General features: G+C 65.8%; 17 protein-coding genes. 5 read left to right on the top strand and 12 right to left on the bottom strand.

The window, feature by feature from the left end:
• Window positions 1–101 precede the first annotated feature (101 nt).
• A complete protein-coding gene (locus tag KNN17_RS06310) occupies window positions 102–1,559 on the top strand; it encodes a sugar porter family MFS transporter (protein WP_274619665.1) in 1,458 nt (485 codons plus the stop codon).
• On the opposite strand, the gene KNN17_RS06305 is transcribed toward KNN17_RS06310, so the two are convergent.
• Genes KNN17_RS06305 through nirB form a run of 3 tightly spaced genes read right to left on the bottom strand, consistent with a single transcriptional unit; the run spans window position 1,556 to window position 6,399 of the window.
• Complete coding sequence (locus tag KNN17_RS06305; RefSeq protein ID WP_241707951.1) at window positions 1,556–2,716, bottom strand: uroporphyrinogen-III synthase; 1,161 nt, start codon at window positions 2,714–2,716, stop codon at window positions 1,556–1,558. The two genes, KNN17_RS06310 and KNN17_RS06305, sit on opposite strands and share 4 nt — an antisense overlap.
• A gap of 10 nt (window positions 2,717–2,726) precedes the next feature.
• Window positions 2,727–3,761 (bottom strand): uroporphyrinogen-III C-methyltransferase, encoded by a 1,035-nt coding sequence (cobA, locus tag KNN17_RS06300; RefSeq protein WP_241707950.1) that lies wholly within the window; start codon window positions 3,759–3,761, stop codon window positions 2,727–2,729.
• A 13-nt stretch (window positions 3,762–3,774) separates the two neighbouring features.
• Window positions 3,775–6,399 carry a nitrite reductase large subunit NirB gene (gene nirB / locus KNN17_RS06295; RefSeq protein ID WP_241707949.1) on the bottom strand — a complete coding sequence of 875 codons (2,625 nt, stop codon included), beginning with the start codon at window positions 6,397–6,399 and terminating at the stop codon, window positions 3,775–3,777.
• A 279-nt stretch (window positions 6,400–6,678) separates the two neighbouring features.
• Between nirB and nirD the strand changes: the two genes are divergently transcribed.
• Complete coding sequence (nirD, locus tag KNN17_RS06290; RefSeq protein WP_078105873.1) at window positions 6,679–7,050, top strand: nitrite reductase small subunit NirD; 372 nt, start codon at window positions 6,679–6,681, stop codon at window positions 7,048–7,050.
• Here nirD and KNN17_RS06285 read toward each other — a convergent pair whose 3' ends face one another.
• The 4 genes from KNN17_RS06285 to KNN17_RS06270 all read right to left on the bottom strand — a co-directional run bounded on the left by KNN17_RS06285 (window position 7,051) and on the right by KNN17_RS06270 (window position 11,325).
• On the bottom strand, window positions 7,051–8,799 hold the full coding sequence (locus tag KNN17_RS06285; protein ID WP_241707948.1) for a phospho-sugar mutase: 1,749 nt from the start codon (window positions 8,797–8,799) through the stop codon (window positions 7,051–7,053).
• A 177-nt stretch (window positions 8,800–8,976) separates the two neighbouring features.
• Window positions 8,977–9,702 (bottom strand): YcnI family copper-binding membrane protein, encoded by a 726-nt coding sequence (locus KNN17_RS06280; protein WP_241707947.1) that lies wholly within the window; start codon window positions 9,700–9,702, stop codon window positions 8,977–8,979.
• Between the two features lie 113 nt (window positions 9,703–9,815).
• A complete protein-coding gene (locus KNN17_RS06275) occupies window positions 9,816–10,418 on the bottom strand; it encodes a hypothetical protein (RefSeq protein ID WP_241707946.1) in 603 nt (200 codons plus the stop codon).
• A 106-nt stretch (window positions 10,419–10,524) separates the two neighbouring features.
• Window positions 10,525–11,325 (bottom strand): purine-nucleoside phosphorylase, encoded by an 801-nt coding sequence (locus tag KNN17_RS06270; protein WP_241707945.1) that lies wholly within the window; start codon window positions 11,323–11,325, stop codon window positions 10,525–10,527.
• A 145-nt stretch (window positions 11,326–11,470) separates the two neighbouring features.
• On the opposite strand from KNN17_RS06270, the gene KNN17_RS06265 reads away from it, so the two are divergent.
• Window positions 11,471–12,886 carry an NAD(P)H-quinone dehydrogenase gene (locus tag KNN17_RS06265; protein WP_241707944.1) on the top strand — a complete coding sequence of 472 codons (1,416 nt, stop codon included), beginning with the start codon at window positions 11,471–11,473 and terminating at the stop codon, window positions 12,884–12,886.
• A gap of 244 nt (window positions 12,887–13,130) precedes the next feature.
• Window positions 13,131–13,484, top strand: a complete 354-nt coding sequence (locus tag KNN17_RS06260; RefSeq protein WP_241707992.1) for a hypothetical protein — start codon at window positions 13,131–13,133, stop codon at window positions 13,482–13,484.
• A gap of 92 nt (window positions 13,485–13,576) precedes the next feature.
• Here KNN17_RS06260 and KNN17_RS06255 read toward each other — a convergent pair whose 3' ends face one another.
• The 3 genes from KNN17_RS06255 to KNN17_RS06245 are packed head-to-tail and all read right to left on the bottom strand — an operon-like array spanning window position 13,577 to window position 18,736.
• Window positions 13,577–15,139, bottom strand: coding sequence for an FAD-dependent oxidoreductase (locus tag KNN17_RS06255; protein WP_241707943.1), 1,563 nt, complete (start codon window positions 15,137–15,139; stop codon window positions 13,577–13,579).
• A complete protein-coding gene (locus tag KNN17_RS06250) occupies window positions 15,136–17,328 on the bottom strand; it encodes a molybdopterin oxidoreductase family protein (protein WP_241707942.1) in 2,193 nt (730 codons plus the stop codon). The genes KNN17_RS06255 and KNN17_RS06250 overlap by 4 nt, the downstream gene beginning before the upstream one ends.
• 1 nt (window position 17,329) lies before the next feature.
• The gene (locus KNN17_RS06245) at window positions 17,330–18,736 is read right to left on the bottom strand and encodes an MFS transporter (RefSeq protein ID WP_372489633.1); all 1,407 of its coding nucleotides are present in this window, start codon (window positions 18,734–18,736) and stop codon (window positions 17,330–17,332) included.
• A 288-nt stretch (window positions 18,737–19,024) separates the two neighbouring features.
• Between KNN17_RS06245 and KNN17_RS06240 the strand changes: the two genes are divergently transcribed.
• Window positions 19,025–20,434, top strand: a complete 1,410-nt coding sequence (locus tag KNN17_RS06240) for an MFS transporter (RefSeq protein ID WP_241707987.1) — start codon at window positions 19,025–19,027, stop codon at window positions 20,432–20,434.
• A 94-nt stretch (window positions 20,435–20,528) separates the two neighbouring features.
• On the opposite strand, the gene KNN17_RS06235 is transcribed toward KNN17_RS06240, so the two are convergent.
• Together KNN17_RS06235 and KNN17_RS06230 are read right to left on the bottom strand one after the other, a co-directional pair.
• The gene (locus KNN17_RS06235) at window positions 20,529–22,337 is read right to left on the bottom strand and encodes an acetyl/propionyl/methylcrotonyl-CoA carboxylase subunit alpha (protein ID WP_241707941.1); all 1,809 of its coding nucleotides are present in this window, start codon (window positions 22,335–22,337) and stop codon (window positions 20,529–20,531) included.
• A 149-nt stretch (window positions 22,338–22,486) separates the two neighbouring features.
• Window positions 22,487–23,161: a Maf family protein gene (locus KNN17_RS06230; protein WP_241707940.1), complete on the bottom strand. Its 675-nt coding sequence runs from the start codon at window positions 23,159–23,161 to the stop codon at window positions 22,487–22,489.
• Between the last annotated feature and the right edge of the window lie 126 nt (window positions 23,162–23,287).

Below are 23,287 nucleotides of genomic sequence, written 5' to 3'. Positions count from 1 at the left end.
TTAAGTCATTTGTTAGATTGACCTTACATTTAACCCTTTCGCGCGTTAGTCTGTAATTCAGCGCGGGTGTATGACCCGCATCACAAGACAAAGGAGTCCTGATGTCTGCAACGCAAAGCCATAGGGGAGCCGGCAGCGCAATCGCGCTTCCTCCACTGACGAGCGGCCCGCACCGCAAGCGCCTTGGCATGGTCGCCCTGATCGCCACCTTCGGCGGTCTGCTGTTCGGCTATGACACGGGGGTCATCAACGGGGCGCTCCGGCCGATGACGGCCGAGCTCGGCCTCACCCCGTTCACCGAGGGCATCGTCGCCAGCTCGCTCGTCTTCGCCGCGGCAATCGGCGCGCTCTCGGGCGGCCGCGTCTCCGACGGGTGGGGTCGGCGCAAGACGATCATTCTGCTGGCTGTGCTGTTCTTCGCCGGCACCCTGGTGTGCGTGTTCACACCGAGCTTCGGCGTGCTCGTCGTCGGCCGCGTCCTGCTCGGTCTTGCCGTGGGCGGCGCCTCTGCGGTGGTCCCGGTGTTCCTCGCAGAGATGGCCCCGTATGAGATCCGCGGCTCCCTCGCGGGCCGCAACGAGCTCATGATCGTCGTCGGCCAGCTGGCCGCCTTCGTGGTCAACGCCATCATCGGCATCGTGTGGGGCGACATCCCCGGCGTGTGGCGCATCATGCTTGCGGTCTGCGCGTTGCCGGCGATCGCGCTGTTCTTCGGGATGCTCCGCGTGCCCGAGTCGCCGCGCTGGCTCGTCGAGAAGGGCCGGCACGACGAAGCCCTCGCCGTGCTGCAGTCCGTCCGCTCCGAGGACCGTGCCCTTGCCGAGCTCGGCGAGGTCGAGAGCGTCGCCAAGGAAGAGCAGCAGAGCCAGCAGATCGGTTGGCGTGCGGTCTTCAGCAACAAGAACCTGTTCCGCATCCTGCTCGTGGGCATCGGCCTGGGCGTCGCCCAACAGCTGACCGGCATCAACTCGATCATGTACTACGGCCAGACGGTGCTCGTCGAGTCTGGCTTCAACGAGAGCGGCGCGCTCATCGCGAACATCGCGCCCGGCGTGATCGCCGTGATCGGCGGCGTCATCGCCTTGTCTCTCATGGACCGGATCGACCGTCGCAAGACCTTCATCCTGGGCCTCACGCTGACCACCAGCTGCCACCTGCTCATCGGCTTCGCCTCCATGATGCTGCCCGTGGGCAACCCGATCCGCCCGTACCTGATCCTCTTCCTGGTGGTTGCCTTCGTCGGGTCCATGCAGACGTTCTTGAACGTCGCGGTGTGGGTCTACTTGTCGGAGGTCTTCCCGCTGCACATGCGCGGCTTCGGCACCGGCGTCTCGATCTTCTTCCTCTGGGTCGTCAACGGCTTCCTTTCGCTGTTCTTCCCGTCGTTGGTCGCGGGGGTCGGGATCACCGGCACGTTCTTCCTCTTCGCCGTCGTCGGGGCGCTCGCCCTGGTCTTCGTCGTCAAGCAGGTTCCCGAAACCCGTGGCCGCACCCTGGAAGCACTCGAGGAAGACGTCACCACCGGTGCCATCTACCTCGTCCACAAGAGCCAGGGCTAGACGCGGAGCCGATAGCCCCGCTTGACTACGGTTTCCACGAGCTTCCCGTCCGGCAGCGAGGACCGCAAGCGGCTCACCGTCATGTCCAAGGCATGGACCGAGCCACGCAATTCCAGTAGGTCTGATAGCGCCTCGCGGGACAGCACGGCGCCCCCGGCTCCCAAAAGCGCCCGCAGCAGGAGCAGCGGAGCCGGGGCCAGCTCCACCACGGAACCATCGATCCTCAAACAGCGGCCCCGGAGCTCGATATGCCCGGCGGGCGTGTCGAGCCGGCGCACATGGTTCAAGGCCAGGTGTTCCGTCACGAGGCGGATGAGCGCACCCATGCGGTAGCGGTCCGGGATGAGCGGAGAGAGCCCGGCGTCGATCAGCGGCTGTGCGGTGACGGGCCCGACGGCGGCGACGGTCACCTGGGTCTTGAGGGCATCGACCAGCTGCCGGTACAGGCCCATCTCGTGGGCCGTGCTCCACATGGCGTCTACCGCGGGCGCGCTCGTAAAGGTGAGCACATCCAAGTCCCCAGAGCATGCGGCTTCGATAAGGCGCGGCAGCTTGTCTTCGCCGTCGGGCTTGACCCAGCGGTAGGGCGTGACGGTGAGGACCGTCGCGCCGGACATCCTTAGGCGTTCCAGCTGGCGGACGTCGGTGTAGCCGTGCAATTGCACGGCGACGGTCTTCCCCCGGACGCCTTCGTGAAGGAGCATGTCCACCAGCGTGGCGGTGGTTTCGTCACTGCTGATCCCGACGTCGGCAAGTCCTGCCGCGCGGACCGCACCCCGCGCCTTGGGTCCCCGCACGAACATGCGGCAGGCGGCCAGGACGTCGAGGAGTTGCTCGCCGATGCCGAAGGAGTCCGCGGCCTCGCACCAGCGCCGCATGCCGTAGGCGGTGGTTGCGATGCAGATATCGGGCTTGGCGGCGATGATCGTTTTCGTGTCCTCGATGAGCGTCACGTCTTCCTGGACCGGGGCGATCTTCAGCGCCGGGGCGTGCAGCACCGAAGCGCCACGCCGTTCGAGCGCCTCGATCAAGTCGCGTGAACGCCGGTGTGAAGTCACTCCGATGCGGAAACCGTCCAAGGGCGCGTCGTCGTTTAATGCCTGGGTGGCCAACGCCGAGCCAGCATCGAGGGAATCAAGGGCATTCAACGTAGTCATGTGTATTCTTTCAGGCTTCGAGGAGGGAAGCTGCGAGGCGGTCCAGGTCTGCCGTGGCTTCGGCGTGGCTGCGGTTGGCTTCGGCCACCCGGACCACCTCGCCGATGACCAGGACGGCCGGGTTGGTACAGCCGGCGGCCGCGGTTTCGATGGTACCGAGTTCGGCGATCGTGGTGCGTTGTCCGGGGCGGTAGCCGCGTTCGACGACGGCCATAGGCATTGCGGGATCCATCCCGGCCCGCCTTAGCCCGGCGGCGAGTTGGGGGAGGGTCCCGATGCCCATCAGGACCACGATGGTCCCGCCAAGCCCGGCGAGGTGCGTGTGCTCTTTTTCGGTCAGGGGTGCGTGGCCGGAGACCACCGTGAACATGTGGCTGACCTCGCGGTGCGTGACGGGAATGCCTGCGGCCGCGGGGACCGAGATGGCGCTCGTGACGCCGGAGATGACGCGGACGGGGACACCCGCCTGCACGCAGGCGCTGACTTCTTCGCCGCCGCGGCCGAACACATAGGGGTCACCGCCTTTGAGCCGGACCACATTCTTGCCGCTCAATGCGGCGTCCACCATGAGCTTTTCGATGTCGCATTGGGCGACCTTGTGGTGCCCCGGGCGCTTGCCGACATCCACCATCTCCGCGGACGTGAGTTGCGCCAGCTCCGCGTAGGGGGCAAGCCGGTCGTAGAAGACGACGTCGGCGTCCCGCAGCGCGTTGACCCCGCCCACCGTGAGCAGGTCAAGGGCGCCGGGTCCGCCGCCGACCAAGGTGACGTGGCCTGACCCGCCTGCGGGAGGTTCGCTGGCGACAGGAATCCCCGCTTCGCGGCAGCGTTCGAGCAGGGGTTCCCATCCGGGCTGGCCGTCGTCGACTGCCGCGACCAGGAAGGGGCGCTCGGGCAGCGGGCCGTCAGCGCCGGCGCCGTCGGGGGTGCTGAGCCGATGGACGACGGCGCCGGCGGCTTCGAAGCGCCGGACCGCTTGGCGTGCGGCGTGGGCCGAGCCGGTGACCAGAACGTCGCGGCCTGTGAGGTCGAGGGTGAGCTGCATGGCTTGGTGCTCCTTAGTCCTGGCCGCGGACGGGGATGGTGCTGGCGATGAGGACGCCGCCCTTTTCCTCGTTGGTGGCGGGGCGGATCTGGCCGCGTTCGGGGACGAACGCAATGGCCTCGTCCTTCTGGTCGGGGGCGTTGACGAAGGAACGGAAGCGGCGCAGGCGTTCCGGGTCCTTGAGGGTTTCGGCCCATTCGTCCTGGTAGTTCTCTACATGCCGGGCCATGGCGGCCTCGAGCTCGTTGGCGATGCCGAGGGAGTCGTGGATGATGACGTCTTCGATGTGCTTGAGGCCGCCGTCGAGTTCTTCCTGCCAGCGGGCGGTGCGCTGCAGGCGGTCGGCGGTGCGGATGTAGTACATGAGGTAACGGTCGATGTATGTGATCAGGGTGTCGTCGTCCAGGTCCTGGGCGAGGAGTTGGGCATGGGCGGGCAGGAAGCCGCCGTTGCCGCCGACGTACAGGTTCCAGCCTTTGTCGGTGGCGATGACGCCGACATCCTTGCCTCGGGCTTCGGCGCACTCGCGGGCGCAGCCGGAGACGCCCATTTTGAGCTTGTGCGGGCTGCGCAGTCCACGGTAGCGCAGTTCCAAATTGATGGCCATGGCGACCGAGTCCTGGACGCCGAAGCGGCACCAGGTGGAGCCGACGCAGGATTTCACGGTACGCAGGCTCTTGCCGTAGGCCTGGCCGGACTCGAATCCGGCGTCGACGAGTTCCTTCCAGATCTCCGGGAGCTGTTCGAGGCGGGCCCCGAACATGTCGATCCGCTGCCCGCCTGTGATCTTCGTGTAGAGCCCGTACTTCTCGGCGACGGCGGCAATGACCCCGAGGCCCTTCGGCGTGATTTCGCCGCCGGCGATGCGGGGGACCACGGAGTAGGTGCCGTCCTTTTGCATGTTGGCCAGGGCGCGGTCGTTGGTGTCCTGGAGGGTGCCGCGCCCGGCGCCCAAGACGTATTCGCTGTTCTGCGAGGCGAGAATCGAGGCGATGGTGGGCTTGCAGATGTCGCAGCCCGCGCCGGTGCCGTATTTCGCCAGGATGTCCTCGAAGGAGGTCAGTTCCAGGACACGGATGGCGTCGAAGAGCTCCTGGCGGGAGAGGCTGAAGTGCTCGCACAGGGCCTTGGAGACTTCGATGCCGGATTTCTTCAGTTCCCCTTCGAGGAGTTTCTTGAGCATCGGGACGCAGGAGCCGCACTGCGTCCCGGCCCGCGTACAGGTCTTCAGCTCACCGAGTTCCTGGACGGGGGCGTTCCCGTCGCAGGAGCCGCAACCGTTGATGGCGTCGCGGACGCTGCCTGCGGCCACGTTGTTGCAGGAGCACAGGATCGCGTCGTCCGGCAGTTCGGTGTCGGGCGCGTCGCCGCCGCCCGCGGCGGTGAGGTAGGCGCCGGGTTCGGCGGGAAGTTCGCGGCCGAGCAAGGGGCGCAGGCTCATGTAGGGGGTGGCGTCGCCGACGAAGATGCCGCCCAGGAGGGTCTTGGCGTCGTCGGTGGTGACGATTTTCTGGTAGACGCCCCGGGCCGGGTCGGCATAGACGATTTCCAGGGAGTGTTCGGTGGTGGCGAAGGCGTCGCCGAAGCTGGCAACGTCCACGCCGGAGAGCTTGAGCTTGGTGGCGGTGTCAAAGCCGGGGAAGGTCGCCTGCCCGCCGTGCAGCCGGTCGGCCACGATCTCGGCCATGGTGTTCGCCGGCGCCACGAGTCCCAGGCACATGCCCTCGAAGTTCGCCACCTCACCGATGGCCCAAACACCGGGGACCGGCGTGGCGCAATGGTCGTTGATGACCACGCCACCTTTCTTGCCGAGTTCGAACAGCTGTTCTGCGCCGTCCGCATTGTCCTCGGCGCGAAACAGTTCATCGCGGGGGCGGATGCCGATGGACGCGATGACCATGTCCGCGGGGATGATGCGGCCGTCCTTCATGAGGACTCCGGTGACCCGGCCGTCGTCGTCGGACAATACTTCGGCGGGGTAGGTTCCCGTCAGCACTTCGAGTCCCTTGGCAGCGACCAGCCGGCCCAATGCCTGGCCGGCGCCCTCATCCAGCTGGGCGTTCATAAGCCAGCGCGAGCCGTTGATGACAGTGGCTTGCGCGCCCAGCTCCATGGTGCCGGCTGCTGCTTCCAAGCCGAGGAGGCCGCCGCCGATGGTGACGGTCCTGACGGTCCGCCCGAGCGTCTCCCTGAGTTCGGCGATGGCATTGTTGATGGCCCACACGTCGTCGAGGGTGCGGTAGACATGGGCGAGCTCACCGCCGGGGAAGGGGAGCCGTGCCGCGTCCGAGCCGGTGGCCACCACCAGGTGGTCGAAGCCGTACGTATTGCCGGCCGCGGTTTCCACGGACTTGGCCTCGGGATTGATCTTGACCACTCGTTCGCCCGTGCGCAGGTCCAGGGCCTCGTGCTCCCACATGGACATGTCCCCCAGGCTGAGGTCGTAGTCCACGTCGGTCAGTGCCTTGCTCAAGGTGACCCGGTCATACGGAACGTGATCTTCCTCGGCCAGGACCGTGACGTGCCAGCCCTCAAGACCGCGGGTATGCATGGCATCGGCGAAACGGTGGGCCGCAGGGCCCCCGCCCGCCACGACAATACGGCGCAGGTTTTCTGGGGTGGAGGTGTGTCCGGTCACTGGTGGCCTTTCGCATACGCCGCAGAACGTGCTCCGCAACTTGTCGTTTCAGACTACGGACGGGCAGTTTCTCCTCAGTTTCCCTTTTGTTTCGTGGTCTTAACTTCTGGGTCACGATTGGATGTCGGGTCGCGTGAGGTCTCTTTTACGCACCGGACACATTGACTGCGATCGAGTGAAACACTGCCCGCCTACCTTGAAGGTATGGCTGCTGCGCGGCCAGGGCCTGAAAGGAAGGGCAGCATTTGTCCCGACGCAGGCATAGTGGAAAGGGTTGACATGACCGTCATTCTGGAACGGGAAGAACAACTGACGAGCGCGTCGACGGCGTCGGGCTGGCACCGGATATGCCCGTTGGATGAGCTGGAGCCGGCTTGGGGCGAGGCAGCGTTGATCGACGGCGTGCAGGTGGCGCTCTTCCGTGTCGACGCCGAAAATGTCTACGCGGTTGCCCAGCAGGACCCTGCAACTTTGGCCAACGTCATGGCCCGCGGCATTACCGGTTCCCGGGGATCACGCCCCACCATCGCCTCGCCGTTGCACAAGGAGGTCTACGACCTGCAGACCGGTGAGTGCTATTCCAACCCCGGGCTCCGGCTTCCGGCATTCAAGACCCGGATGGTTGACGGTTTCATCGAGGTCGAAGTCTAACTAGAGCCCGAGCGCCTCGCGGACGTCCGCGAGGATGTGATCCAAAGTGGTTCGCGCTGCCTGCCGGGTTTCCGCGAGTTCCGCCGCCGATCCGACCGGCTTGATGACCTCCAGGTAGCACTTGAGCTTCGGCTCGGTGCCGCTGGGCCGGATGATGACGCGGCTTAGGTCCTTGGTCAGGTAGAGGAGGCCGTCCGTCGGCGGCAACTGCTCGCTTCCCTCGGCCAAGTCCACAAAGGTCTCGATGGCGGATCCGCCGAAGGATTCCGGGGGATCGGCCCGGAGCCGGTTCATCATGGCGTCCAGCAATCCAAGGTCCGCCACCCGGATGCTGAGTTGGTCACTCGCATGCAGGCCGTGCACCAGGTAGATCTCGTCCAAGGTGTCGAAGATCGTCTTTCCTTCGGCCGTGGCCGCCGCAGCCAGTTCGGCGATGAGCAAGGAGGCCGAAATGCCATCCTTGTCCCTGACGAGTTCGGGTGCCACGCAGTAGCCCAGGGCCTCTTCGTAGCCGTAAACCAGCCCGGGCACTCGGGAAATCCACTTGAATCCTGTCAGGGTCTCCTCATGCGCGAAGCCAGCCGCAGCAGCGATGCGGGAGAGCAGCCGGGACGAGACGATCGAATTGGCAAATACACCCCGGCTTGAGTCGCTTTGCCGGACGTCGGCGGCGTGCCGGGCCACGACATGTGCCCCAAGCAGGGCTCCTACTTCGTCGCCGCGCAACATCCGCCAAGCACCCGTGTCCGGGTCCTTCGCCGCCACGGCCGCACGGTCGGCGTCGGGGTCGTTGGCCAGCACGATATCGGCATCCAAACGCGCCGCTGCCGCCAAAGCCAGGTCCAGCGCGCCGGGTTCTTCCGGGTTGGGGAAGCTGACCGTGGGGAAATCCGGGTCCGGGGCTGCTTGCTCTTCCACGAGTGAGACGTCCGTGAAGCCCGCGGCATTGAGTACCGACACCGCAGTCTCGCCGCCCACGCCATGCATGGGGGTCAGGACGATCTTCAGCTCGCGGGCCGGAAAGTTTTCGACGTCGGCCAGGCCGGCCATTGCGGCCTCGTACTCGCCGGTGATGGAGCCGGGGAGCACGGTCCAGCCGGATTCAGCCAGTTCAATGGAATCCAAAGAGCCCACGGCTTCGATGCTTGCGGCTATCTGCGAATCGTAGGGCGCCACGATCTGGGACCCTTGGCCGCTTTCCTCAACAGCCCGGCCGCCCAGGTACACCTTGTATCCGTTGTCCTGCGGGGGGTTATGGCTCGCTGTGACCATGACGCCGCCGTCGCAATCAAGGGAACGGACCGCGTACGCCAGCAGCGGGGTAGGAAGCGCCGAAGGCATCAGGAAGGTGTCGATTCCCGCGGCCGTGAAGATTGCCGCCGTTTCCAGGGCGAAGACATCCGAGTTGTGCCTCGCGTCATAGCCGACGACGGCGCGCGGCCGCGTTCCGGGGGAAGCCGCCTCAACGGCGTCCTTGAGGAAGGCCGCCAAACCTGCCGCTGCGCGCCGCACCACCACGCGGTTCATCCTGTTGGGACCTGGGCCGAGGGCTGCCCGGAGTCCCGCGGTACCGAACTGCAGGGTTCCACTGAAGCTGTCTTCAAGCTGTTGACGGGCTGCAGCGACGCCGCTGGAGGCGAGTCCGGTCAGTTCGGCCAGTGCTGCCGCAGTGATCGGGTCCGGGTCCTGGGCAGCCCACTCGCCGGCGTCGGATATCAGCTTTTCAAATTCGGCATCGCTCGATGTCATAGGAACAAAGCTATCGTCAAAGAGATTGAATGCCGAGGTCACGAGCTATGGCAGCCGTCACAGTCCGGTCGCCCCCACCCCAACTGACTCGCATTTGTTGTCGTTATGGGGCGTTTTAACGACAAGTACTGCGAGTCAGTTGGGATGCCGGGGGCGGTTCCGCTGTTCGTGGTGGCGCTATTTGGCAGCTTGGGTCGAGCGGGTCCGCACCAGGGCTGTGACGCCGACGGCCAGGCCGATGAGGCCGGCCGCGAGGCCGAACCAGCCGGCCGTGGATCCGGCGTCGCTCGTCGACGCCGCAGCTGACGGAGCAGGTGTCGCGGACGGTGAGGACGTGGAAGCCGCGGCATCGTCACTAGCTGTGGTCACGAACGAAGGAGCCGGGTGTTCCGGTTCGGGCTGTCCCGCAACGGTCTTCTCGTCCCATTTCACTACTGAGCCGTCGGTGTACGTCTGGGTCGCCGGCAGCGACACAGTGGTGCCGGCGTCGGGCAGGACCCCCACGGAGATCGAGAACGCCTGGTATTCGTTCTGCCCGATCTGGTGGGCGGCGTCCGCAGTCCACACCACTGAACTGATCGCCTTGGTCACTGTTGCTCCGGCAACCGTGATGGGCTTGGGCAGGGTGGTGGTGACGAGCTGGGCCGTCCAGCCCTCAACGGGTTTCACGGACACCGAGTTGAAGGGTGTATCGGTGGGGAGGGCGACTTCGAGCTTGTTGGTCTTGGCTGTCGCGGACTCGTTGGGGACGTTGAAGGTCAGGTGGGTGTAGCCACCAGCTGCGGGGTCGTCGGGATTGACGTTGACGTGTGCTGAGGCGGCTGAGACGCCGAAGGCGAGCAGCCCCGCGGCCATCATGGCAGCGGAGGCGGTTTTGAGGGTACGGCGGCGTGAGGATTTCATGGCAAGGTGCCCTTTCACAAATGAAAAGCGGTGGGTGGCCGGGCGGACGTGGGTCCGGACCGGTGAAGGCAGCGAGTCGCCGCCGGGACCCTTTCCGTGTGTGATGACGGGTCTTAGGCGGCGGGCACCAGGGTGGGTGGACCGCGCCGCGAGGGAAGCCGCAGTCCGGCAAGGCCGCGAGGACGCACAGCCGGAGGCGTGCAGGGGGCTGGGGCGCGGAGCGGCTGAATCGCTGTTGGAGCCGGCAGTTGGACCAACGGTCGCAGCCACGATGCCAAGGCCCACAGCGCTTGTTCGCCGCGTGCAAGCACCAGCGCAGTGCCCGCGGTTGCCAGGGTGTGCGCCGCGAGCATCTGCCAGTCGCTTGCCGCGGCGTGGCTCGAGGCGATGACGCCTACGGCGTCGGGTGCCGGCGACCAAGGGACATGTCCAGCATGCCCGGACGGTAATTGGGCCGCGGTGGAGGTCCCGGACAGGGCGCCGAACGCCCAGTGAAGACAGAGCTGCCCGGCCCCTAGTAGTCCTGCGAGGGCCGGAAACGACAGCCGGGCGCGCGTCAGGATGGCGACAGGGAGGATCGTCAAAGCACAGAGCGCCGTCAAAATGGCTGGCGCCGGAAGGTTTCCGCCGCCGGCAAGGTGACCACCCGCGGCCAAGCCCAGGATGATTGCGCCGATCAGGGTTGTTCGTAATAGCCGGAAAGGCGCGGATGTCATGATCGGCGGTCCTTTCCGGTTCGGTGGCAGTGGCGGAGAATCACTCAAATTCTACGGTGCCGCCCGGGCCCGAAGCGCCGGGGAGCTTTGACCCCCCGGCACTCGATCAAAGTTTGGCGATGATGTCCGCCAGGAGGCGCGAAATGCGTGCACCCGCCGTCTGGCCCGCCTCGATGACTTCCTGGTGGCTCAGCGGTACCGGGCTGATGCCTGCGGCGAGGTTTGTCACCAACGAGATGCCGAAGACCTCCATGCCTGCATGCCGGCCGGCGATCGTTTCCAAAGCAGTGGACATGCCCACCAGGTCCGCGCCGATTCGCTTGGCGTACTGGACCTCGGCCGGAGTTTCGTAGTGCGGGCCTGTGAACTGGGCGTAGACGCCTTCATCAAGCGTCGGATCCACTTCGCGGGCCAGGCCACGGATGCGCGAGGAGTACAGGTCCGTGAGGTCGACGAACGTGGCGCCTTCAAGGGGCGAAGCCGCCGTCAGGTTGATGTGGTCACTGATGAGCACGGGAGTTCCGGGGGTCCAGGCCTCGTTCAATCCGCCGCAACCGTTGGTTACCACCAAGGTCTTGCATCCGGCCGCCGCGGCCGTGCGCACGCCGTGGACCACTGCGCGGACGCCTTTGCCTTCGTAGTAGTGGGTGCGCGCGCCCAGGACGAGGGCCCGCTTGCCCTGCTTCGTCAGGACCGAGCGGATGGTGCCCACATGCCCCTCAACGGCAGGAGCATGGAAGCCGGGAACCTCCGACGCCGTGAGGGTCGCCGTCGTTTCGCCTATGAGGTCCGCAGCCGCGCCCCAGCCTGAGCCGAGGACGAGCGCGACGTCGTGCGATTCGACGCCGGTCTCCGCCGCGATGTAGTCGGCCGCAGCTTTGGCGGCCTCGAATGGGTCTGTTTTCATCAGCTCTGTGTTACTCACTGGTACAAACTACAGTGCCGCGCGCGCTGTTGAACAGGGCGCAGTCGGGCAGGTAAACGGCCTCGGCGGGCGTCCTCAGGCGGGGCTTAGTGGCAGGTCCGCCGGCATTAAGTGAGAATTGAACATTGTGACCATGCATCCAGACTTCAGCTCACCACGAATCGCGATCCTGGGCGGAGGTCCAGGCGGATATGAAGCGGCCATGGTCGCAGCGCACCTGGGCGCGCGGGTAACCCTCATCGAGCGCGCCGGGCTCGGCGGCTCAGCCGTCCTCACCGACGTCGTACCTTCCAAAACCCTGATCGCGACGGCGGATCTCATGACCCGCGTCGGCGAGGCGGGGGAGCTGGGAGTCAAGTTCGCCGTCGACGGCGGCGATGTAGCGCCGCGCATGCGCGCGGACCTCGCACACATCAATGACCGCGTGCTGCACCTCGCGCGGGAGCAGTCCGACGACATCCGGGTGGGCCTCGAAAACCTGGGCGTGGAAATCCTGATGGGCTCCGGCAAGCTCCTCGACAACCACACCATCGAGGTCATCACCTCGGACGGCGTCAAGACGATCACCGCCGACGCCATTCTTCTCGCTGTCGGCGCCCACCCGCGCGAGCTGCCCACGGCAAAGCCCGACGGTGAGCGCATCCTGAACTGGGCACAGATCTACAACCTCGAGGAGCTTCCGGAAGACCTGATCGTCGTCGGTTCCGGCGTCACCGGCGCAGAGTTCGCTTCCGCCTACAACGGCCTTGGCTCGAACGTCACCCTGATTTCGAGCCGCGACCAGGTGCTTCCCGGCTCGGACACCGACGCGGCCCAGGTCCTTGAGGGTGTCTTCAAGCGACGCGGCGTGCGCGTTCTGTCCCGCTCGCGCGCGGAGGCGGTTGAGAGGACCGACGCCGGCGTGAAGGTGACGCTCGGCGATGGCAGCACCGTCTCGGGCAGCCACTGCCTCGTGTGTGTTGGCTCCATCCCGAACACTGACGGAATGGGCTTGGAAGAAGCCGGCGTGGCTGTCACGGAGTCCGGCCACATCAAGGTCGACGGCGTGTCCCGCACCACGGCGCCGAACATCTACGCGGCGGGCGACTGCACCGGGATCCTGGCCCTCGCCTCGGTCGCTGCCATGCAAGGCCGCATCGCGGTTGCGCACTTCCTGGGCGACGCGGTCATGCCGATCAAGCTCCGCCAGGTGGCGTCAAACATCTTCACTTCACCGGAAATCGCCTCCGTGGGCGTCTCCGAGGCCGACCTCGAATCCGGCAAATACCAGGGTGACGTGGTCATGCTCTCCTTGCTGAGCAACGCCCGCGCCAAGATGCGCAATTCCAAGGACGGCTTCGTCAAGATCATCGCGCGCAAGGGTTCGGGCACCGTGATCGGCGGCGTCGTCGTTGGACCGAACGCCTCCGAGTTGATCTTCCCGATCGCCGTCGCAGTGAAGCAGAAACTGCATGTCGACGACCTCGCGAGTACCTTTACCGTGTACCCCTCGCTGACCGGGTCCATCTCGGAAGCTGCGCGACGGTTGCACGTGCATATGTAGGGCATGGCTCTCGACTCGCATTCGGATTTGTGACACATTAAATGCCCCGCGACGCGCGTATTCGCGTGTCGTGGGGCATTTTGCGTCGCGTGAAACCAGATGCGCCATCCAAACCGCTCCGTACTCGCGGTGGATCGGACATCCCACTACCCGCCAGGCCGCTGCGCCCGGCGGCGGGTTCGTCGTGTTCCGTAAGGTGCGCGGTCCTCGGAAGGTGACGGCGGCTGCCCAAGCGCCGGGTCAAATGCCGGGGCCGCGCCGGCTCGCCCTGCTGGATCCGCCCGAGGATCGCGACCGCGGTCACGACGGCGGCGGCGGTGATCCGCAGCGGGTTCTGGTGGGCGCACTCGCGGCGTTGCGCTCGCTGGCACGGACGGCGGTGGACGACGTCGGGCCGCTGGGGCTGCAGGATTCCGCCGCGTTTGCTTCCCGTGTGGAGGAACTCTCCCGCACGCTGGACTATTTGCAGCTTGCTGTGCAGCCACCACCACCATCTGATCCACTCATCCAAGTCCGAACCGGCTTGCCTTGGTTCATCCCGCCACCCCACATCGACCCACGGCAAAGACCACGCAAGAACCGCTACTTTCAGCTGTGACCACGTGTGTCCGTGTGATGGAAACTGTCAGGCTAGGCGATGCACGGGCAGCTATCGGCAACCGCAACAACGCCGAACCCAAGATCGAGCCCCTACGCCGCAACCCCCTGAAAGTGCTTTTCAATAATCCCCTTGATGTCCCCATGGCACCCGCCGCACCCGGTCCCCGCGCGGGTCGCTTTGGAAACCTCCGGCACGGAAGAGCAGCCATCCAGCACGGCTTCCTCGATGCTCGCACCGCTGACGCCGGCGCAGCGGCACACCGTGCGCTGCGGGTCATCATTCGAAGCGGAAAGGCCGAGTTGGTCCGGACCGTCCAGTCGAAGCAGGAGCGAACGGTCTGCGGGCAGCTCGGAGCCGCGTTCGAACAGCATCACGAGCTCCGCGGCCGTGCGCGGCATGCCTACCGTCACGAGTCCTTCGAGCGCGCCGCCCCGCGTGGTCATTTTGACGTAGCGGCCGTGTTCCGGATCGGCCCACTGGGCGACCTGGCGCCGCGGCATCCCCTCGGAGACGCCGGCGGACAATAACTCGTCATCCCACGGTTCGGCGCTGTTGTCCCCGGCAACCGCCAGGTTGATGCCGCGCGCCTTCAACACCACGACGCCGGGCTTCTCCTGCGGGAGCGGTGCCAAGGTGTCCGCAGCGCCCTGGCCGCCCTCTGCAAGGAGGATCAGATACTCGGCAAGCCACTCGGCCTGCCGCCAGCCCGGACCCACCAAGCCTGAAGGACCGAGCGCGGTGCGGCATTCGGGGCACTCGGCATCGGCGCAGCGGACTTCGGCGCAGTCGCCGATCGCGAACATGTGCGGCTCGTGATAGGTCCGCAAGTGGTGATCCACTAGGATCCCGGTGGCCGCAGGCAACCCACAACCTTCGGCCAGTTCGATCCGCGGACGCACGCCGCAGGACAGAACCAGCAGGTCACCTTCGACCCTCGATCCATCGTTGAGTACCAGGGCGGAAAACATTCCGTGCGGGCCGTTGTGTTCCACCGCCGTGGAACGGGCGTTGCCCACCATGGTGATCCCGCTGTTGCGCAAGCTCGCCGCGAGAACGGCCCCGCCTCCGCGGTCGATATTGCGGCCCAGCGGGAAGGCGCCGTTGTGAACCACTGTGGTGAGGGCGCCTTCTTCGGCCGCAGCCAAGGCAGTTTCGAGGCCGAGTACACCGCCGCCGAGGACGATCACGCGCTTGCCGGCAGTCACGGCGTCGCGCAATTGCGCGGCGTCACGAAGGTCGCGGAGGGCCGTCACCCCTGAAGGGAGTACAGGGTGCGAAGGATCGGGGTTGATACCCGTAAGGTTCGGAATGACGGGCCGCGAGCCTGTGGCGAACACCAGGCGGTCGTAACCGGGCGTGGTCCCATCCGATAGGACCACCTGCTGGCGGGCGCGGTCGATGCGTTTGACCGTGACGCCCAGCCGGACCTCGACGCCGTCGGCCGCCAAAGCGGCAGCGTCCGCCATCGCGAGTGCCTCCGCGGTGGTCCGCCCCACGCCGAGTTCCGCCACCATGACGCGGTTGTACGCGGCTTCGGCTTCCTGTCCGACGACGAGCAACCGGACAAGGCCGCTCCGCACGGCAGGCACCAACTCGTCCACCAGCCGGGCCGCGACCGGCCCGAATCCCACCACCACAATTCGCTCGCTCACGACGCCTCCTTGACTTGAATTGGCAGTGCCGCCTTACGGACCCAGACCGTGCTGGTCTTGAACTCCGGCATGCCGGAAATAGGATCGCTGACCGCTTCGGTGAGCAGGTTGGCGCTGCCCGGTCCGGGGAAATGGAAGGGGAGGAAGACGGTGTCCGTCCGGATGCTGTTGCTGAGCTCCACCCGGCACACGACCTCTCCGCGCTCGTTGGAGACCCGGACGAAGTCCCCGTCGGAGATTTTCCTGACAGCCGCCGTCGCGGGGTGGATCTGCAACAGCGGTTCCGGCTGCGCCGCCGCAAGTTCGGCCACGCGGCGGGTCTGGGCGCCCGATTGGTAGTGTTCCAGCAGCCGCCCGGTGACGAGCGTCAGCGGATCAGGATCAGAGCCGACGACGGCGGAGTGCCGGGACCGCTTCTGCGGCGCCACCGGGACCATCACCGCGCGTCCGCCGGCGTGCGCGAAACCGTCGAGGAAGAGCCGCGGCGTTCCCGAACTGCCGGTGGGATAAGGCCAGTAGGCGGCTTCCCCGCGGTCCAGCATGGCGTAGTCGATTCCGGAGTAGTCGGCCAGGCCGCCCGCCGAGGCAAGCCGGAGCTCCTCGAAGACGGTCTCGGGATCGTCGCTGAACGTGGACGGTGCGTCGAGCGATTCGGCGAGCCGGGCCATGAGCCACAATTCGCTGCGGACGCCCGGGGGAGGGCTGAGTGCCTTTCGACGGCGGAGCACGCGGCCCTCGAGGTTGGTCAGGGTGCCTTCTTCCTCGGCCCACTGGGTCACCGGGAGGACCAGGTCGGCTTCCAGCGCCGTCTCGGACATGAAGAAATCGCAGACGACAAGGAAATCCAGGCTGCGCAGGCCCTCGATCACGGCACCGGCGTCGGGGGCTGACACTGCCACATTGGCGCCGTGCACGAAAAGGCAACGGATACCGTCGGGCTGTCCTAAAGAATTCAAGAGCTCCACGGCCGGAAGTCCGGGGCCGGGGATGAGGGATTCGTCGACGCCCCACACTTTGGCGACGTGGGCGCGGGCGGCGGGATCGGTGATCTTGCGGTAGCCAGGGAGCTGGTCGGCCTTTTGACCGTGCTCGCGGCCGCCCTGGCCGTTGCCTTGGCCCGTCAGGGTGCCGTAGCCGCTGCGGGCAGATCCCGGCAGGCCGAGGAGGAGGCTGAGGTTGATCGCTGCCGTCGCGGTGTCCGTGCCGTCGACGTGTTGCTCGACGCCGCGGCCGGTCAGGATGTAGCTGCCGCCGCGCCGGGCGCCGTCGGCAAGTCGGCGGGCGGTGTCCCGGATAAGCGTGGCGGGCACGCCGGTTATCGACTGGACGCGCTCCGGCCAGAAGCCGGCGAGGCTGCGAACGATCGCGGGGTAACCCGTGGTGCGGTCCTGGAGGTAGTCGGTGTCGGCGAGGCCTTCGTGGACCACCACGTGGGAGATACCCAACAGTAGGGCGAGGTCCGTTCCCGGGGTCGGCTGCAAGTGGATGCCGCCGCCGTCACCGGTGAATGCGGCGGTCGCGGAACGGCGGGGATCGGCCACGATCAGCCCGCCGGAATCCCGCGCGCCCTGCAGGTGCTGGACGAACGGCGGCATGGTCTCGGCAACATTGGAGCCGAGGAGGAAGATGACGCTTGCCGAATCAAGGTCCTCGACGGGAAACGGAAGGCCGCGGTCCACGCCGAACGCGCGGTTTCCGGCTGCCGCAGCTGAAGACATGCAAAAGCGCCCGTTGTAGTCGATGCGCGAGGTTCCGAGCGCCAGGCGGGCGAACTTGCCCAATTGGTAGGCCTTCTCATTGGTGAGTCCGCCGCCACCGAACACGCCGACGGCGTCGGGACCGTACTGCTCGCGGGTCTGCTTGACGGCTCCGGTCACCAGCATGAGTGCCTGGTCCCACGTAACCGGCCAGTGGACGCCGTCGGACCCTTTGAGCATGGGTTCCGTGACGCGTCCGCTGTGGTTCAACAACGACGGCGATGTCCAGCCCTTGCGGCACAGCCCGCCCCGGTTGGTGGGGAAGTCGCGGCCGGCTACTTCCAGGAGCGGAAGCGCCTTTGCCGCGGGAGCGGGGTCTGACCCCGGCTGCGCAACCCCTGACCCCGGCTGCGCTGTGGGCGCCGCCGGGGTCAGGGTCATGGCGCACTGCAGCGCACAATACGGGCAGTGGGTGTTGGCGCCATTGGGCATGTTAGATGTGTCCCATCGCGTTGCGGTTGGCCTTCCGGAGGTAGCAGGCCCAACAGACGATGAGCATCAGCACGTAGGCGCCGACGAAGCCATAGAACGCCGGGGTGTAGGAGCCGGAAGCGCTGGATGCGTTGAGCACCTGGGGGATGACGAATCCGCCGTAAGCGCCGATCGCCGAGATCAGGCCGAGGGAGGAAGCCGCGAGCCGGGCCGTTTCGGCGGGCTTTGCACCGGAGAGCGCTGCCCGGCTGGACGTGGCAAAGATGACCGGGATCATGCGGTAGGTGGCGCCGTTTCCAAAGCCGCTTGCGGTGAAGAGGAACAGGAACAGGAGCAGGAAGAGCCAGAAGTTCTTGAGGGGAAGGGTCCAGATCATGGTCAACGTGATGACCGCCATCGCCGCGAACGCCGTGACGGTCATGCGGGCTCCGCCCATGCGGTCGGCCATGCGTCCGCCGTAGGGACGGGCAAGGGAGCCGACCAGCGGGCCAAGGAAGGCGAGCGAGAGGACAACCGCGCCGAGGTGCATGGACGAAAAGGCCGGAAAGTAGTCCTTGATGAGCTTGGGGAAGACTCCGGAGAAGCCGATGAACGAGCCGAAGGTGCCGATGTACAGGAAAGCCATGACCCACAGATGCGGTTCCTTGAGTGCGGCGATGGAGCCTGCGACGTCACCCTTGGCGCTGGTGAGGTTGTTCATGTACTTCCAGGCGCCGAACGCAGCGACAAGGATGAGGGGAATCCAGATGAGGCCGGCCATGGGCAGGTTGACGGTCCCGGCGGCCAGGACGGTGACGGCGATCGGGACGACAAGCTGCGCGACGGCGGCACCGAGGTTTCCGCCCGCGGCGTTCAGGCCCAGCGCCCAACCCTTTTCACGGGCAGGGTAGAAGAAGGTGATGTTTGCCATCGAGCTGGCGAAGTTGCCGCCGCCGAAGCCAGCGAGACCGGCGACCAGCAGCATGACGCCGAACGGGGTGCCGGGGTTTGAGACACACAAGGCGAGGCCCGCCGTCGGGATCAGCAGCAGGAGGGCCGAGACGATGGTCCAGTTGCGGCCGCCGAACCTCGGAACCATGAAGGTGTAGGGGATACGCAGCGTGGCGCCGACCAGGCTGGGGATCGAGATGAGCCAGAAGATCTGGTTGGTGTCGAATTTGAAGCCTGCAGCAGGGAGCTGGACGACAACGATCGACCAGAGCTGCCAGACGACGAAGCCGAGGAACTCGGCGAAGATGGACCAGTACAGGTTGCGCTTGGCGATGGAACGGCCCGCGGCTTCCCACTGTTCCTTGTTCTCTGCATCCCAGTTGGCAATCCAGCGGCCAGGGCGGTGTTCAAGCTCGGGGACGAGGGCGGTGGGCGCCTGCTCGGTGGTGAGGATTTCAGTGCTTCGGTCAACTGTCACGGGGTGCCTCCTTTGTGGGGACGTTGTCCTTCCACGTTAGGGAGAGCGCGTTTCGCGGACCGTCGCGGTGTGTAAACGTGCTGTGACATTCACCTATCGGAGGGGGTCACCGGTGCGTGAGGCGATGGTGAGGTTGTGGCGCGGACCACAGGATGAGACTTTTCGAAGTGTCCGCATAATGGACGGAATTGTCCATTTGTTGGATACCCGGAACTATTATTGAACTCTCAAATAATCTGCAGGCAGGCTCAGGAACGCCGGGCCGGCGTGAACGAAAGCAACCACTACATGTCTTCCATCGCTGCATCCAAGGAAAGCGAGTCAGTCAAGCCGGTCAACTCGCGGGGGCGGGTGATCTTTGCCAGTCTCATTGGCACGTCCATCGAGTTCTACGATTTCTACGTCTATGCCACGGCAGCCGTGCTCGTCTTCCCCAAACTCTTCTTCCCGACGGCGGACGAGACCACCCAGCTGTTGAGCTCCTTCGCGGTATTCGGTGTCGCCTTCGTCGCGCGGCCACTTGGCTCCATCATTTTCGGCCACTTCGGTGACAAGTTCGGTCGCAAGGGAACCCTAGTTGCGTCCCTCCTGACCATGGGCATTGCCACGTTCCTGATCGGCTGCCTCCCGACTGCCCAGGTCCCGGGCTGGACCTTCTTGGCACCCACCTTGCTGGTAGTCCTGCGTTTCGCCCAAGGCCTGGCCCTCGGCGGCGAATGGAGCGGCGCCGCGCTGCTCGCAACCGAGAACGCGCCGGCCAACAAACGCGCGATCTATGGGACATTCCCTCAGATGGGTGCGCCGATCGGTTTCATCCTGGCCAACATCATCTTCCTGGTCTTTAGCTACACCTTGACTCCCGAGGCCTTCGCCGCCTGGGGTTGGCGCGTGCCGTTCCTGCTCAGCGCCGTCATGGTGATCCTTGGCCTCTACGTGCGCCTCAAGCTGATTGAAACTCCTGCGTTCACCAAGGTGCTGGAGTCGAACGAAGTAGCCAAGCTGCCCATCGGACGCGTGTTCAAGACAAGCTGGCGCCCGCTCATCCTCGGTACTTTCATCATGTTGGCGACGTACGTGTTGTTCTACCTCATGACCACGTTCACCCTGACCTACGGCACGAAGCCCACGCTGGCGGGCGCTCAGGCCGCAGCGGTGAAGGCCGGAAAGCCCATGACGGACGCGGCCGCCGCGGCGTTCGTCCCGGGCCTTGGCTTCAGCCGGAACGACTTCCTGTGGATGCTGATTGCCGGCGTCGTCTTCTTCGGCATCTTCACCCTGGTGGCGGGCCCGCTGGCCGAAAAGTATGGCCGCCGCAAGATGCTCCTGGCCGTGACGGCGGGAATCCTGGTGTTCGGCTTGCTCTTCGTGCCGTTGTTCAGCGGCGGCTTCGTCGGGACCATGGCATTGCTGATCCTCGGCTTCACGCTGATGGGCCTTACCTTCGGGCCCATGGGTGCGCTGCTTCCGGAACTGTTCCCCACCAACGTCCGCTACACCGGTTCCGCCGTCAGCTACAACATGTCCAGCATCCTCGGCGCGGCCGTGGCTCCGTTCATCGCGGTCTGGCTCTGGGAATCAGCCAAGGGCAGCACGGTCCTGGTGGGCGTCTACCTCAGCGCCATGGCAGTGTTGACGCTCGTGGCACTGTTCCTGTCCAAGGAAACCAAGGACACGGACTACGAGAACAACGTCGCCTGACCCTGTATTAACAGGCTCGCGATTAACAGGCTCGAGTTAAATGGCTCCGGCCCCGCACCCATGGGTGCGGGTCCGGAACCATTTAAGTGCTGCTTTAGTCTTCGATCGTCGCGATGACGGCGCCTGCGGAGACGGTTTCGCCTGCCTTGGCCACCAGACCGTGAATGGTGCCGGCCTTGTGGGCAGTGAGGGGCTGTTCCATCTTCATGGCTTCGAGGACCACGATCAGATCGCCTTCGGCAACCACGTCCCCGGCGGCTACCGCCACTTTGACGATGGTGCCCTGCATTGGCGAAGTAAGGGCGTTGCCGCCCGCAACCGCAGCCGTGGCGCCGGCCGAGCGGGAACGCTTCTTGGCCTTCGCGCCCTTGGTGCCGGCGCTGGAAGCCGCGGAAACCGAGCCGAGGGTCGCGGGAAGGACAACTTCCAGGCGCTTGCCGCCCACTTCGACGACGACGCGCTGCCGCTCACCGGCGTCGGCGGCTTCTGTCCCGGTTCCGGTGGGTGTCCACGCGGGGACGTTGTTGACGAACTCAGTCTCGATCCAGCGCGTGTGAACCTTGAACGGGCCTTCGGCCGGAGCGAACGCAGGATCGGTTACCACTGCGAGGTCGAAAGGAATGACGGTGGGGATGCCTTCGACCACCATTTCCTCGAGGGCGCGGCGGGAACGCTGGAGGGCCTGTTCACGGGTGGCGCCCGTGACGACCAGCTTCGACAGCATGGAATCGAAGTTCCCGCTGATGACATCGCCCTGCTCGACGCCGGAGTCGATGCGGACGCCGGGACCCGTCGGGTTCTTCAGGGTGCTGATGGTTCCCGGAGCGGGCATGAAGTTGCGCCCCGGGTCTTCGCCGGTGATCCGGAATTCAAAAGAGTGGCCGCGGACCTCGGGATCCCCGTAGCCGAGCTTCTCGCCCCGGGCAATGCGGAACTGCTCGCGGACCAGGTCGATGCCCGTGACTTCCTCCGAAACGCAGTGCTCCACCTGAAGACGGGTGTTGACCTCGAGGAAGGAGATGATGCCGTCCTGGCCCACGAGGAACTCACACGTTCCCGCGCCCAGGTAGCCGGCCTCTTTGAGGATGGCCTTGGAAGACTCGTACAGTCGCTCGTTCTGCTCAGGGCTCAGGAACGGTGCGGGGGCTTCTTCCACGAGTTTCTGGTTGCGGCGCTGGAGGGAGCAGTCGCGCGTGGAGACCACAACGACGTTTCCGTAGGCATCGGCGAGGCACTGGGTCTCGACGTGGCGCGGGGAATCGAGGAAGCGTTCGATGAAGCACTCGCCGCGGCCGAAGGCGGCAATGGCCTCGCGCACTGCGGATTCGAAAAGCTCGGGGATTTCCTCGATGGTGCGGGCCACCTTGATGCCGCGTCCGCCGCCGCCGTAGGCGGCCTTGATGGCGATCGGGAGGCCGAATTCCTGGGCGAAGGCCAGGATCTCGTCGGCGGATTTGACGGGGTCGGCCGTGCCGGGAACCAGGGGAGCGCCGACCTTTTCGGCGATGTGGCGGGCCTGCACCTTGTCGCCCAGTGCCGAGATGGCGTCCGGGGACGGGCCGATCCAGGTGATGCCGGCGTCGATGACCTTGGCAGCGAACTCGGCGTTCTCGGCGAGGAAGCCATAGCCGGGGTGGATCGCGTCCGCGCCCGACTGCTTGGCGACCTCGATCAACTTGTCCATCACGAGGTACGACTCAGCGGCGGTGTTGCCGCCCAGCGCGTACGCCTCATCTGCCAACCGGACGTGCAGGGCGTCGCGGTCCGGGTCTGCGTAGACGGCCACTGAGGCGATGCCTTCGTCGCGGGCTGCGCGGATAATGCGGACCGCGATTTCGCCTCGGTTGGCGATCAAGACCTTGGTGAGAGGGCTGGAAATGGGCTGCGCCGGATTAGCTGACAAGTTGACTCCTTCTGTCCTTCAGGGAGCCTAGCGTGATTTTGAGGGTTCCGCCCATATTGATGGGGGATTCCGTGTGTAAGACGGCCTGTCTTTGTAGGGTTGCTACAAAGGCCGCAACCGGGCGACCGGCCCGGCCACTTGGCCGGCCGCTATTCGGTGGGCATGCCGGAGCCGTTGTGGGTCCAGAGTTCGGTGATTCCGACGTTCGCCTGCCCGAGCAGATCGCGGAGGGTCGAGATGGAGAGCCCGACGACGGCGTGCGGGTCGCCGTCGACCTTGCGGATGAAGGCGCCGCCCAAGCCGTCGATCGTAAACGAACCCGCGCAATGCAGGGGCTCGCCGGTTGCGATGTAGGCGTCGATGTCGTCCTCGCTCATCTCCGCGAAGTGGACTTCTGCGCTGGACACGGCACCCACCGTGGCCCCGGTGCCGTCGGCCGTCTCGCCGTCGTTCATGTCCGCTGCGGTGTCGCGGCAGTCCACCAGCCAGTGCCCTGTGTGGAGGACGCCCTTGGAGCCGCTCATGCGCAGCATCCGTTCCCTGGCAACGTCCGCCGTGTAGGGCTTGCCGTGCGATTCGCCGTCGAACTCGAATACGGAATCGCAGCCGATCACGAGGGCCCCCTCGGCGTCGGGCAGGGAAGCGACGGCCTCGGCCTTGGCGCGGGCCAGGAGGAGCGCGGTGTCGTGCGCGTCGGTCACCCCGTACCGGGCTTGCACCGCGTCCTCGTCCACGTCCGAGACGAGCACCTCGTGGTGGATGCCGGCGTCGGTAAGGAGCTTGGTGCGGGCGGGGGACTGGGAAGCGAGGATCAATCGGGTCACGGCTCAAGCGTAGTACGCGGGGCCTTCCTCCGACGCTCGCTCACATATGTGGGTGTTTGAGCCGACGCTCGCTCACCCACGTGAGCGAGCGTTTGGGGAAAAGGCGTTAAAGGTGAGCGGGCGTCG

This window comes from Arthrobacter bambusae (genome assembly GCF_022606295.1).
GTDB lineage: Bacteria > Actinomycetota > Actinomycetes > Actinomycetales > Micrococcaceae > Arthrobacter > Arthrobacter bambusae_A.
This window is presented reverse-complemented; position numbering and strand designations above follow the sequence as displayed.